Below are 12,323 nucleotides of genomic sequence, written 5' to 3' on the forward strand. Positions count from 1 at the left end.
CCAGTTGTTGCCACTCGCAAAAATTGACTGGTAACAGTGATAAGCCTTGGTATGACTGGTTGTTACCAGTGTTACCACTGTTACACATTAAATATAAGACAGTCAGTTTTATCCTGATTATTCGGCAGAACCTAAGACGTCACTGTTAAATAAGTAAACCCGTTTAAGCCCTATTTCTGGTAGGCGTATACTCGTTTGTATCCTGCCGTCCTTGCCTGCTTCTAACCAACCTTTCTCAACACATAAGCGGGCCACTTTGCGCGAATCAAAGCCCTTGCATATCTCTTTCCATGCGGAGGACAAAACATAAAATTGAACAGTTGGATCTTGATTGCCAGTGCCTTTTTCAACACGACGAAAGCCCATCATATTGATAGGACGACTATTCTCATCGTACCAATCCGCAAAGCGGCTGAATTGGTTACGTGAAATAAAATCGGTCACTTGCTCCAATGCAGTAATGTCTTCCTGATTAGCAGTATGTCCGCGCTCTTTCATCCATGCGGCTAAACATTTCTCAGCCGCTGTATACGCTTCCCCTTGTTGCCAGCCTGTAATTCCTGCCCTTGTTGCAATTTCTCCTGCCATAGCAACAAGAGCAAAACGGGTAATTGCACGACCAACCTGATTACCCGCATTCTCTGGCATCATTTTTGCGGTATATTCTTTCAATAAGGCCTTAGCTGTTCCTGAGATAAACGTGAGGTCATGAGTGAGATATTTCAGCCAATCACGGAACGGTGAGCCATGATATTTAGTCACGGCGTGCTCAAGATACTCAGCCAGTGATTTACCGCTGGTAAATTGGTGCAACTCTTCAAAAACACCGTGTTTACCGGAATCACTCGGAATTTGGATCATACGGACTTCCACACCTGCATAAGTACGTTCACCCGCATTTGACGCATGTTCAACTAAAGAAAGTTCCCCTGTTGATAAGAAAAGTAAATTCCAGCGGTTGGTTTCTCTGACACTTCCATCTGTTTTCGCTCTGGCTTTCCCCTGACCATTTGCCAGCATATAGGCAATATTACCCGCCTCACGCCCGTCAACTTCTCTGATTTCGTCTAGCATCAATGTTGCATCATTACGGCGACAGGCTGTACCTTCAAGTGCATTGCCGGTTGCCCGCCAGGTATACCAGTAATCCGTTCCGCCACAGACAGACGCAGCCACTTTCATTGTGGTTGTCTTACCATCGGTGGATTCACCTTTTAAGTGATAGCCACCGCCACCGACACCCACTAATTTCAGCAATGAGGAGGCAAAGGCTAAACTTACGGAAAAGGCGAGCCTTGCGTTTCCTGTGCAATATTTGCCGATATGCTCTCTCCATTCCTCACTGGTGCCTGAGACTCTAAAATCTTTTCCCTGAACACTGGAGGTTTGAAGAATAACGGAATCTGCGCCTGTGCCGACAACTTCGTCTTGCAGAACATAGACATTACCGTGCCACCCGGTTTTATTGACACAAGTCACCTTTCTCTCTGGACGGCATAGTGAAATGTATTCCATCAAGTGTGCCCGTGCCTGCCCTGAAATATTGATGTAGGATAGGCCGTTGACCAAAAGCACGCGGCGGAGCTCTTCACCGCTACCGCTGAGCATTTCCATCGGCATAGCCCACTTACGGCAATTACCGTAAGTATCTTCCCATTCTAATAACCGTCCGTAATTACTACTGTCAGCATCACAGGTAATTGCCGTTACTTTTATCGGGCTGCTAATTTTGATGTTCCTGACTTCGGTATCACCATCCGATTTATTGACGAGCTTGTCGTACCATAAATATTCTTGAGTCAGTCGGAAGCCTTGCGGTAAATAGGTTTTATCCTTTCCGCAATAGGTCATTTCTTCAAAGAAAGCCTCTTTTACCTTGTTATCGCTGTTTTCCTGTCGGTAATCATCCCAATCTGCTTTATAGTGAGTCGGTGGCAATGTGACCCAGCCATCTACCGCCTTAGCCGCTTTTTCTGCCCATAACTTGCCCGTATTCTCCTTACCATCAATAAAATCGTTGTCACCGGCAATAATGATTTTTGCCTGTGGCCACAGTTCTCTCCATTGTTGCGCTACCTTGACCAGATTAGTGGCAGCCACAGCCGCCACGATGAAAGAATCAATCACTTTTGACAAGCTTAATCCTGTAGCAAAACCTTCTGTAATCACCACCTGTTCAATGTTTTTATCCGTTTTATCCGCGACAATAATAAATGAACCTGAAAGCGCAGAACCGGATAGCAGGCTCTTTTCCCCTTTCGGGCTGATTAATTGCCCGCCTTTAATTGAAATTTGGTTATCAACTAATGGTAATAAAAGTGAGCCAATTGGAAAAATCATCTCACCTTGCGTATATTGTTGCTGCGTAATTAAATATTGATGATGAGTTAAGCCTTTATTTGAGAGATATTGGCTTTCCCCTGAAAGAGATAAACCTTTCAGTTTTTCAAATAATTCGATACCTTTTTGTGTGCCAGCCTTTTTTATTCTGGTTGGCGTTATTTTTTTGAATTCAGGCAGGTGGAGTATTTTATTGATTTCAAAACATGCGGTTTTAACATCCTGACCTGTCACCAATTTAATTAAATCGAGTCCGTCACCGTTACCACAGTGATTACAAAACCACGTTCCTTTACCGTTTTTATCATCAAACCGAAAGCGATCTTTGCCTCCACATTTAGGGCAAGCACCGTGCCTGTTATTTTCAGGGACAGATACGCCTAAATTACTTAAAATATAATACCAGCGCCCGTTGGCTGCTTTAACGATATCCGTCACAGTAGGTATACTTGTTGGCATCGTTGAAATGTCAGGATAGTTTTGATTATTCATTATTTAATGTCCCTATTCATTAAGCTGCTTTCCTCAATAATGAGTTCAATTTTTTCCGATAAACACTCCATGACGGCTGCCATACCTTCGCCTGAAATATGCTTACCTGCGCTGTTGTTTAATAATTCAGCGAAGCATGCTGTCATTTGCGCTACTCTTAATAGCTCATTTTCTGCGGTAGCAGAAATGACGGTATTTTTATGGGGGGTATTTTTCATGATCAATGTCCTCTTTTTGGTTGCACAGGTAAACGACCTGCAAACAAGAGAACAAAATCATGAACGAGCAGCATTCTTGCATTGTGTTCGTCTGACGCGGTAGCCTCGACACGGCAGGGTTTAGCGGTAATATCAGAACGTTTGACGCACAGGAATAGAAATTTAAATTGAGTTTGGGTAGGGACTGCCATCATAAAGATGATCTCCTTTACTTTATCAAAGGGATCACCGCCAGAGTTTCCACGCTCAATAGGGGCGGTGACGTTATCAGAGGTGGAAATACTGGTAGTAAAGGAAACCAGCCACCCTTTCGGGTGCTCCGACAACGCCACCATTGAATTCAGATAGGCGTAAGCCGCCATTAGATAGGCATTATTTACGACACAAAAAAAGACGCATGTGGCGTCTACTGTCGCCTTTACTATTCTCAGGTTTCCACGCCTGACGTTAGATTTTGCTAACGTTTTTCCAATATAGCCCAACCGATCAGACGGATGCAACCTTTTTATTTTCATGATTAAAATCAGCTTAAACTGCGAAGTTGATAGGAGTGAGAAAATAGCCCAGCCTAAACCGGGCAAAAGCGTTAACCTGCGGAGATAGCGGTAAACCAACGATTTTTTGTATTTTTAAGTCCATCCGAAAGATCAAAGGCTATCGGCGAACTAATCGAAAACTTACTTTTCTTGTGGGAAAAGTGAGAACGGTTAATACTGAATTTTAATCTATCGGTTCCGACACTCGCAGGACTGTCTGTCACAGCAAGACCAAATAAATAAAAGATACCCTTACCTTGAAAATCCTCTTCAACTTCGATAGAGCAGAATAATTTTTGCCCCTGCCTGTTATATTCCATGAGTTTTAGATTTGGTCTTAATCGCACGTAGAGCCGTGCTTTTCCATCAATGACATCCGTTCTAGCAGCGAGCACTTCCCCTAAATTATCAAGTTCTCGGTTATGTTCTTCCCAGATTAACGCGGTGTAATAGTTGGTATCGTAGGTTTCTGCAATTTCATACAGCCATTGTGCTTCGATAACACGTTTATCGACGGTTTGCCCTTCAGTTGCAACACAAATCCAAGTGGTCGTTAGCTGTACTTCACTCATAGCGAAAATACTTCCTCTTCAATGTGGATCGCATTTTCATCAACGGCTGCATAAAGGTTTATATCCCCTAAGCCGTAACCCTCATAACGCAAGTAGCTGTGCTCATAGGCTTTTCTTTCGTTAACAAACTCCGCGCGAAAACGTCGGCTATTCTTTAGCGTATAGATATGCAAATTATCTAACGTGGTTACAACCAATCGACGACCAGGCATAAACGGAGGAATGAGCGCAAAGCGTCCCGCGATGGTACTGAGCGCTATTTGACTGGCTTGAATATCTGCCGCTTTATCTGAAGCACTAAATAACTTTTCCCGATAGAGCGCTGCCAGTTCTGAACCGACTAATACCACTAAGCGAGGATCTTCTCGGAACTCTTCAGGAATTTTCTTGGTGATAAGATAATTTGCGATAGCATCTAAATTTGGGAAATTCCCATTCTTACCTAAGACAATTTTATCGGTGATCACTTGTGAACCCTGATTAAATTCTTTCGCTATTGCGTGCCAGCCCCGATTAACATCTTGCCCGCGTTTATAGATATCGGGCTGAGTCGGAAATGCACAGAATTCACCATTAAAGCCGATTCTAATCATGTCTAACGATACTGTTTTAGAGAATAAGTCAGACATCACTTGAGTAAAGTGTTCATCATCACCACTGCCACTGTTGGCAATCAGTGACATTTGTTCATAAGAAATTGCAGCACAGGTATCTGTTTCTTCTAAAGCATAAGGTGCACTTTCCATTTTGGCGCGTTTATGGAATCGTCCGTCAAAGATTCTTCCTGTATGGAGGGTATTATCGCCTAAACTAATTGTGTCGCCATTTTCTTGGCTAACATCCGCTAACGTTAACTTATTTAAAAACCAACTTGAATCTGAAATAGCTACACGTAATAAATTTTCAGATGTCGGAGAAATAGAAAAAGTATCACTATTGCTAGAGGAATATTTAGCCCCACGGGTAAAATTGGCATGAAAAACTCTAGCCACATCAGGAATGGCAGTAATATACATAATGATTTCCTTATATTTTAAATTACATGTAATTCAATTTATCTTTAATTCTTTTTTTAGCATTAACCATAGCCTTCACGTACTCATCAGCGGTCAATGCGATTTTCAAATAACCATTCTCTTTGCTATAATAATTTCTATAGTAATCAATTCTATAAGATGGAGTATGAATTAAATCGTATTTATCTCTCGGATAAGAACAATTTTTTATAACTATATCAATGCAATTTTTCAATTTATCCATTGCTGACATAATAAATTTGCATGTGTTACTATGCCCCCAACCCATTTCGGATGATAGTGAATTTAAATACACTATTTCTCTTGGAATGGGTTCTAATAATTCTTTTTTAAACCCCGTTGTTTTTTCAGATAATAGCCATTCAATGACCGGGTTTAATAAACCATAGAGACCACTCATTTTTTCCAGTTTACCTCTCTCGCGCTCAATAGAAACTTTTTTACTTTCTACTTCGCGATGCATGTCAGTAATCCAAACACGGGTACTGAGATGATAACCCGCAGGTTTGTTTATTTTACCGTTTTGAGCGCTATTTAATATATCAACCAAGTTTTTAAGTTCAACTTCCTCTTTTTCGGGAAGCTTTGAATAACTCGATACGATACTTTTTCCTCGTTTAATGAGGAGTTTTATTTCTTCTACAGTGGGAAGAAGATTATCAAAATTAAAGCCTGTTAGTTCAGTAAATTTTTTAATTGAATCTTTCATATTTGCCAGTTTATATAACTCGATAATTCGAACCATAAACCCGGTATCCTTGCCGTTCTCTGTAAACGGTATGAACTTGTAATTAAAAATATATGATAGATTTTCATCTTTATAGAATGACACTTCATTCATAACCTTTATCCTTTTTTGGTTATATATGGGCGTGAAAGTTCAACACCTATTTAATTGATACTTTTAGGGTTGCTATTTATGTTGAATGAGATTTAATTTATCAATAAATTTATATAACTATATTGATTCTCTGCGTGATTTTTTATTTTCTACCCATTCACGTATTTCCGCTGCATCAAAGACAAAAAAACCATCCTCTAACTCAAAAGGCTGCGGTATCTTTTTATCTTTAATCCAACGGTGTAATGTTGAATCAGATATACCTAGGAAGTCAGCAGTATGGCGTTTACGTGCATTACCGACTTCAGGATATGGGCTGGTATTTTTCATGCGTGGATTTTTCTGCTTCGTCATGCTGCCTCTAGCCTCCCTATGTTATGTCTATCTCTGCTGTGACGTGTTGAGAGCATTCTAGGGCTTAAAAAACGCGATATCCATCAAGAATGGAATCCATTGAAATAATTCTTAAATCCATTAGAACTTTTATAATCCATTAAAAACTAATGGTTAGTGATGAAATTTTAATACTAAGATTAAAGTCAAAGAATTAATAATTATTTTAATTATATCAATATGATATGTAATTTATGTCGAGTGGTAATGTGCGTGGGTTAGTAACCATGTCAATACCATGTAAAACTATGTCATACCATAAGTAATACTGAGCAACATTGACCATCATTGATCACTATTGCTCGTCACTGATCGTCACTTTTGCTTACTTTGCAAGCAACAATATTCACAGGTAGGTTTATTTAATTTAGACTATCGCTTATGAACTAGCTGCTCATCTTTCTCATTTAAATAGTAGTCGGCATCGCCCAGTTTACTAAAGAATGTGGATCGCCCAACACCAACTAAAAAATCGTTTTTCTTCATATCGTCAACTAACTTTTCGATATCATCATAAATTCTTTGTTTAATAGGACTACCTATTGAGCCGTAATTGTTTGATGGTTGACATCCTTTTATACTTTTTTCTTGAAGTAGTAATACGAGCAGTCCGATTAATTTGTAAGTTCCTTTTTGTTCATCATTTTTTCGATATTGCCCCTGACCTTTTTTATTCTGTAGTGCTATTTTCTCAACTAATGCACGCCCACCAAAGACCTTAATATATTCTTCCCATCCACCATTTTTTTTGTGCTCTTTGCATAAATTGTCTAAAGCTTGCTCTATTCTTGACGCTATGACCTCTGGGATACCTTCTATTAAGCTCAGGCATTGATATGCAGCACCAAACACAATATCCGAATCAATGGCATTATTTGTGTGTGTTTTTTTTTCTCGGAACAAGCTGAGGGCGTTCACATTACTTAAAATAGCACTTCTTATATTGTGGACATTTTTTGAATATTCATCTGGTACGTTTGTCATTGATGTATAAGGGTCTAAACCATAGATTGAAAGGGCTACAGCACTAGGAGTCGCAGTTCCTTGTGAGGCAAATAACTTTAATACATCAATTTCAGGTATTGTCATAAAAATTTCCTTTTAATTTGCTTTATTGGGGTCACGTTGTAGTCTTCGCCTCTCTCTAAAGCTACCAATAAATCACACCACTTAGTCAATGCAGCTCTACGTTCGTCAAAGTAATCATGCCTGTTATAAATGCCCTCAACGCCTTTTATACGATGATTTAAACAACGTTCAGCCACAAAGGGATCAACACCTAGAGCGGCTAAATGTGTTCTGGCGGTTCGCCTAAAATCATGGATCGTGAAGTTAGGTATGCTAACAGGTAATGCACGCCTTACTTTGGCAAGTGCAACGGGTAGGGTGGTTTCCTGAATATGTGGAATCATGCGATGTTGCATTTTTCTGGCTGGCAAAACGTATTGACTACCACAGGACATGGATTTTAATTCCATAAACCACTCTATAACCTGTGGGCATAGTGGAATATCTACCGCATCACCGTTTTTGCTACGTTCTGCCGGAAAATGCCAAACACCATTGGCAAAGTCGAATTCCTCCCAACGAGCGGCGCATAATTCCATTTTACGCAAACATAGAGCAAGCAGTATCTTAAAGCTGATTTCATTCTGGCGGCTGATGATAGACGTTCTAAACGCCCTCAGAACGATGATCAATTCTTCTCTGGTTAGCCATCTATCGCGTGATACCTCTTTCCCGCCTGCGTCTGCAACCTCGAAAGCTGAACAGGGATTTACATCAATGAGCTGACGCCTGATAGCGTAGTCAAATATGCGCCTAACCCACCTGAGAACGTCTGTCGCTATGGTAGGTGCGCCTCTATCAACGATGCTTTTTAGTATTTCATCAATATGATAGGGCTTAACATCCTCAATCTTCATATCGCCGATACGTGGGTTAATATCTTTGTCTATTCGCCTGCGGAGTATGTCGGGGTGCTTCCAGCGAGGAAGTATCTGGCGCTCGAAGTATTCGGCTGCTAGGTCTGAAACTTTGATAGCATTCTTTTCAGCCTCAATTTTTGCTAGTGCTTCAGCTTTGCGCTCCTGTTTTTCTCCTGCAACGTCATAGCCTAAAGAAACACGCGCTGATAGTTCTCTCGTAAGTTCTCGTGCTTTTGATAGTGATAGATAAATGTATGAACCTAAAGTTATCACTCTGGGCGTACCTGCAAACTTATACCTAAAGCGCCATATGGGGTGTTTAAAGGTTTTTCGATAGCATAGATATAGCCCATTGCCGTCCGCTTTTCCTTCGAACCTTTCGCCGGATTTTATCCATGCCCTGATCTCTTTATCGGTGAGTTTAGGCATTGTGTAATCTCCAATATAAAAAATAGATGTGTACCACTAAATGGGTTTCTATAATGGCAGTGGTACACCCTAGTGGTACACGCTAATCATGCGCTACTGTGATTCGCTCTGCAATGCTCTGATAGTAAAAAAGCCAGATATAACAATATATATCTGGCTTTATGATTTTCTCTGAAATGCTAAGAAACCTTATTCAATATTTTGTATTTGCTCACGCATCTGCTCAATCAACACTTTCAACTCAATCGCAGAATTTGTTACATCGGAATTAATTGATTTTGATGCCAGCGTATTCGACTCGCGGTTAAATTCCTGCATCATGAAATCCAGCCGACGGCCGACGGCTTCTTTCTTTTTCAGAATATTACGTGTTTCTTTGATATGTGCGTCTAAACGATCCAGCTCTTCCGCTACATCAATACGCTGAGCCAACAAGATAAGTTCTTGTTCAAGACGGTTGTTTTCTAATTGGATTTGGGCTTCTTCCAGCTTAGTTTGTAAACGCTCTCTTTGCCATTGCAGGATGGCCGGCATCTGTTCACGAACTTTACCCATTTCTACTGTTACGGCATCTAAGCGCTTCTCGATCAGCGCCTTAAGTGCCTGACCTTCAGTTTCACGGCTTTGGATAAAGGCATCCAGTGCCAGATCGAGTTCTGCCAGCAGTTGTGCGCTGATGGCATCCAGATCCTGTTCTTCGGCAGACATTACACCCGGCCAGCGCAGGATATCGACAGGGTTGATTTCCCCTTCGTTGCTCTGCTGTTTAATCCAGCCAGCGGCTTCAACGAGCTGTTTTGCCAGCTTTTCATTAAGAATCAGTGTGCCCTGAGTGCGGGTATCCAGTTCAAAGCGCAGGTTACACTCCACTTTGCCGCGAGTCAGGCGGGAACGAATACGCTCACGGATGACGGGTTCCAGACTTCTGAATTGCTCCGGCAGACGAATGTAAGTTTCCAGGTAACGTTGATTGACAGAACGCAGTTCCCAGGCCGCGTTTCCCCAGTCTCCCTTGATATCTCGCCGCGCAAAAGCGGTCATGCTACGGATCATAACTCATTCCCAATTTATAAAATGATGAAAGATTATAACGCTCCATGCAGATGCAGGATAGGCATTCGCCACGTTAGGCCGTATAATGCGCCCCCAATAAAGTATTAACAGCGGAGAGAACACTATGAGCCAGATAGGAATGCGTCCGGCAGGAAGAGCAGTAGAGCAGGTTCGTCCTATTACAATCACCCGTAATTACACTAAACATGCGGAAGGCTCAGTTCTGGTTGAGTTTGGGGATACCAAGGTGTTATGTAATGCCTCCGTTGAAGAAGGGATCCCCCGTTTCCTGAAAGGTCAGGGGCAGGGCTGGATCACAGCAGAATATGGTATGTTGCCGCGGGCGACAAATACCCGCAATGCCCGTGAAGCAGCAAGAGGCAAGCAGACTGGCCGTACAATGGAAATCCAGCGTCTGATTGCCCGTTCATTGCGTGCGGCAGTCGATCTGAAAAAGCTGGGTGAATATACCATCACGTTAGACTGTGATGTTATTCAGGCAGATGGCGGCACGCGTACTGCCGCGATTTCCGGCGCATGTGTGGCTCTGGTAGATGCACTGAATAAACTGGTTGCTGATGGCAAACTGAAAGAAAGCCCGCTGAAATCAATGGTAGCAGCTGTTTCTGTTGGTATTGTTGAAGGTGAAGGCCGTTGTGATTTGGAGTATGTAGAAGACTCTGCGGCTGAAACTGATATGAACGTCGTCATGATGGATGATGGCCGGATGATTGAAGTTCAGGGCACAGCAGAAGGTGAACCATTCAGCCATGATGAACTGCTCTCATTGCTTTCCCTTGCAAAAGGGGGATTGGAAACTATTTTTGCGGCGCAGCGAGATGCGCTAGAAAAGTAAATAGATCAGGCGGCTGAAGAGTCGCCTTTTTTATGTCTGTAATAACAGCAACAAGAATGATAATAATGCACAAAAGGAGAAACCCATGAAAGCCTATCAGCGCGAATTTATTGAACTGGCACTGAAAAAGCAAGTGCTGAAATTTGGCGAGTTTACGCTGAAATCCGGTCGTAAGAGCCCATATTTTTTCAATGCGGGTCTTTTTAATACCGGGCGTGATTTGGCATTGATTGGTCGTTTTTATGCTGCAGCATTACAGGATAGTGGTATCCCGTGTGATCTGCTGTTCGGGCCAGCTTATAAAGGGATCCCAATTGCAACGACAACCGCTGTAGCATTGGCGGAACATCATGATATTGATATGCCTTATTGCTTTAATCGCAAAGAAGCGAAAGATCATGGGGAAGGCGGAACGCTGGTCGGTAGCCCACTGCAAGGCAGAGTTGTTGTGGTAGATGATGTGATAACAGCCGGAACTGCGATTCGTGAATCGATGGAAATCATCAAACAACATGGTGCAACGTTATCTGGCGTTATTTTGTGTCTGGATCGTCAGGAGCGCGGGCGGGAAACACTTTCAGCAATTCAGGAAGTTGAACGTGATTACCATTGTCAGGTCTTCTCTATCATTACTTTAAATGACTTGATCACTTATCTGCGGGAAAATCCGGAAATGCAGTCTCATTTGGAAGCTGTGGAAGCTTACCGTCGCGAGTATGGTATCTGATTGATAAGTTCTGCCGTAATAGCAGGCTAAAAAAAATCCCTCGCCCAATGGTGGGCGGGGTGAGTAGTAGAAATAACATTCCGTATATAATATGGCTGGAATGTCATTACTGAGCGATTGGGTAGTCAACTCAGCTAGCCAAATCATGTTAACACAAATTAATGTAAAAAAACGCCTGTTATCAAATTTCTATCATGAAAAGTGGTAAGCGTGATTTATTGTAATTGCGTTAATATCAAAGGCCAGCGCACTTCAAATTCTTTCGTTGGTCGATAACGAAATTCAGAGCGAACGAAGCGAGAGAGCATTCCTTCACAAAAAGCCAGCAATTGTGATGCCAGCACGGTTTCATCATAACTAAAACCATGACCATCCCGTATTTTCTTCTCTTTTAAGATCTGACGAAGCTGTACTTCAATGCGCTCAAACAGCTGGTTAATGCGGCTTTGTAGCTTGTCCTGCTCAAACATCAGGGCATGGCCTGTCATGATACGGGTCAGCCCCGGGTTTTTTTCTGCAAAGCCTAAAATCAGCATCAGGATTAACCGGAGTCGGGGAATAGTCTCTTTTTCATCCTGTAGGATGAGATTGATACGTGAAATCAAAGAGTCTTCAATGAACTCGATCAGGCTGTCAAACATCCGGGTTTTGCTTGGAAAATGACGATAAAGTGCGGCTTCAGAAACACCGACGTTGGCGGCAAGTTTTGCTGTGGTAATACGCTGGCTGCCATCGCTGGATTCAAGCATATGTGCCAGTGCCTGCAAGATTTCTTCACGTCTGTTTTTCTTTTTTGTACGTTCTATTTCTGCCATGTCTGGTAATACCCCTGCAAAGACAGCAAAATATCTATACCTTTCGCCTTTCAAGATGCCTCTTTGTTGGCTGCATTCATTCACCC

At 42.0% G+C, this 12,323-nt stretch carries 13 protein-coding genes; 2 read left to right on the plus strand and 11 right to left on the minus strand.

The genetic code is table 11. From position 1 onward, the window contains the following. Positions 1-117 precede the first annotated feature (117 nt). From AACX38_RS08705 to AACX38_RS08750, 10 genes are all read right to left on the minus strand, one after another. Positions 118-2,832 (minus strand): DUF927 domain-containing protein, encoded by a 2,715-nt coding sequence (locus AACX38_RS08705; RefSeq protein WP_228864038.1) that lies wholly within the window; start codon positions 2,830-2,832, stop codon positions 118-120. Continuing rightward, positions 2,832-3,050, minus strand: coding sequence for a hypothetical protein (locus AACX38_RS08710; RefSeq protein WP_228864039.1), 219 nt, complete (start codon positions 3,048-3,050; stop codon positions 2,832-2,834). Before AACX38_RS08710 ends, AACX38_RS08705 begins: the two co-directional genes overlap by 1 nt. 2 nt (positions 3,051-3,052) lie before the next feature. After that, on the minus strand, positions 3,053-3,565 hold the full coding sequence (locus tag AACX38_RS08715; RefSeq protein WP_339385668.1) for a host cell division inhibitor Icd-like protein: 513 nt from the start codon (positions 3,563-3,565) through the stop codon (positions 3,053-3,055). A gap of 71 nt (positions 3,566-3,636) precedes the next feature. Further along, complete coding sequence (locus AACX38_RS08720; protein WP_228864041.1) at positions 3,637-4,158, minus strand: GPO family capsid scaffolding protein; 522 nt, start codon at positions 4,156-4,158, stop codon at positions 3,637-3,639. Then, a complete protein-coding gene (locus AACX38_RS08725; protein ID WP_228864042.1) occupies positions 4,155-5,174 on the minus strand; it encodes a P2 family phage major capsid protein in 1,020 nt (339 codons plus the stop codon). Before AACX38_RS08725 ends, AACX38_RS08720 begins: the two co-directional genes overlap by 4 nt. Positions 5,175-5,196: 22 nt before the next feature. Then, complete coding sequence (locus AACX38_RS08730) at positions 5,197-6,036, minus strand: hypothetical protein (RefSeq protein WP_228864043.1); 840 nt, start codon at positions 6,034-6,036, stop codon at positions 5,197-5,199. A gap of 117 nt (positions 6,037-6,153) precedes the next feature. Further along, entirely contained in the window at positions 6,154-6,390 is a 237-nt protein-coding gene (locus tag AACX38_RS08735; protein WP_228864044.1) for a helix-turn-helix transcriptional regulator, read from the minus strand. A gap of 411 nt (positions 6,391-6,801) precedes the next feature. Continuing rightward, the gene (locus AACX38_RS08740; protein ID WP_228864045.1) at positions 6,802-7,518 is read right to left on the minus strand and encodes a hypothetical protein; all 717 of its coding nucleotides are present in this window, start codon (positions 7,516-7,518) and stop codon (positions 6,802-6,804) included. Beyond that, the gene (locus tag AACX38_RS08745; protein WP_228864046.1) at positions 7,515-8,786 is read right to left on the minus strand and encodes a tyrosine-type recombinase/integrase; all 1,272 of its coding nucleotides are present in this window, start codon (positions 8,784-8,786) and stop codon (positions 7,515-7,517) included. Before AACX38_RS08745 ends, AACX38_RS08740 begins: the two co-directional genes overlap by 4 nt. Positions 8,787-8,975: 189 nt before the next feature. After that, the gene (locus tag AACX38_RS08750) at positions 8,976-9,839 is read right to left on the minus strand and encodes a YicC/YloC family endoribonuclease (protein ID WP_228864047.1); all 864 of its coding nucleotides are present in this window, start codon (positions 9,837-9,839) and stop codon (positions 8,976-8,978) included. Between the two features lie 139 nt (positions 9,840-9,978). On the opposite strand from AACX38_RS08750, the gene rph reads away from it, so the two are divergent. Then, the gene (gene rph, locus AACX38_RS08755) at positions 9,979-10,695 is read left to right on the plus strand and encodes a ribonuclease PH (protein ID WP_099121072.1); all 717 of its coding nucleotides are present in this window, start codon (positions 9,979-9,981) and stop codon (positions 10,693-10,695) included. A gap of 85 nt (positions 10,696-10,780) precedes the next feature. Then, positions 10,781-11,422: an orotate phosphoribosyltransferase gene (gene pyrE / locus AACX38_RS08760; RefSeq protein WP_099110027.1), complete on the plus strand. Its 642-nt coding sequence runs from the start codon at positions 10,781-10,783 to the stop codon at positions 11,420-11,422. A gap of 215 nt (positions 11,423-11,637) precedes the next feature. Here pyrE and slmA read toward each other — a convergent pair whose 3' ends face one another. Further along, positions 11,638-12,237: a nucleoid occlusion factor SlmA gene (slmA, locus tag AACX38_RS08765; protein ID WP_228864048.1), complete on the minus strand. Its 600-nt coding sequence runs from the start codon at positions 12,235-12,237 to the stop codon at positions 11,638-11,640. Between the last annotated feature and the right edge of the window lie 86 nt (positions 12,238-12,323).

Source organism: Xenorhabdus sp. PB30.3, assembly GCF_963895965.1.
Classification (GTDB): domain Bacteria; phylum Pseudomonadota; class Gammaproteobacteria; order Enterobacterales; family Enterobacteriaceae; genus Xenorhabdus; species Xenorhabdus stockiae.

What these genes read in the sequence shown, in the direction of transcription:
- AACX38_RS08725 (WP_228864042.1), bottom strand. Translation starts at nt 5,174, where the DNA reads ATGTATATTACTGCCATTCCTGATGTGGCTAGAGTTTTTCATGCCAAT.
- AACX38_RS08735 (WP_228864044.1), bottom strand. Translation starts at nt 6,390, where the DNA reads ATGACGAAGCAGAAAAATCCACGCATGAAAAATACCAGCCCATATCCT.
- pyrE (WP_099110027.1), top strand. Translation starts at nt 10,781, where the DNA reads ATGAAAGCCTATCAGCGCGAATTTATTGAACTGGCACTGAAAAAGCAA.
- slmA (WP_228864048.1), bottom strand. Translation starts at nt 12,237, where the DNA reads ATGGCAGAAATAGAACGTACAAAAAAGAAAAACAGACGTGAAGAAATC.
- AACX38_RS08750 (WP_228864047.1), bottom strand. Translation starts at nt 9,839, where the DNA reads ATGATCCGTAGCATGACCGCTTTTGCGCGGCGAGATATCAAGGGAGAC.
- AACX38_RS08710 (WP_228864039.1), bottom strand. Translation starts at nt 3,050, where the DNA reads ATGAAAAATACCCCCCATAAAAATACCGTCATTTCTGCTACCGCAGAA.
- rph (WP_099121072.1), top strand. Translation starts at nt 9,979, where the DNA reads ATGCGTCCGGCAGGAAGAGCAGTAGAGCAGGTTCGTCCTATTACAATC.
- AACX38_RS08715 (WP_339385668.1), bottom strand. Translation starts at nt 3,565, where the DNA reads ATGAAAATAAAAAGGTTGCATCCGTCTGATCGGTTGGGCTATATTGGA.
- AACX38_RS08740 (WP_228864045.1), bottom strand. Translation starts at nt 7,518, where the DNA reads ATGACAATACCTGAAATTGATGTATTAAAGTTATTTGCCTCACAAGGA.
- AACX38_RS08720 (WP_228864041.1), bottom strand. Translation starts at nt 4,158, where the DNA reads ATGAGTGAAGTACAGCTAACGACCACTTGGATTTGTGTTGCAACTGAA.
- AACX38_RS08745 (WP_228864046.1), bottom strand. Translation starts at nt 8,786, where the DNA reads ATGCCTAAACTCACCGATAAAGAGATCAGGGCATGGATAAAATCCGGC.
- AACX38_RS08705 (WP_228864038.1), bottom strand. Translation starts at nt 2,832, where the DNA reads ATGAATAATCAAAACTATCCTGACATTTCAACGATGCCAACAAGTATA.
- AACX38_RS08730 (WP_228864043.1), bottom strand. Translation starts at nt 6,036, where the DNA reads ATGAATGAAGTGTCATTCTATAAAGATGAAAATCTATCATATATTTTT.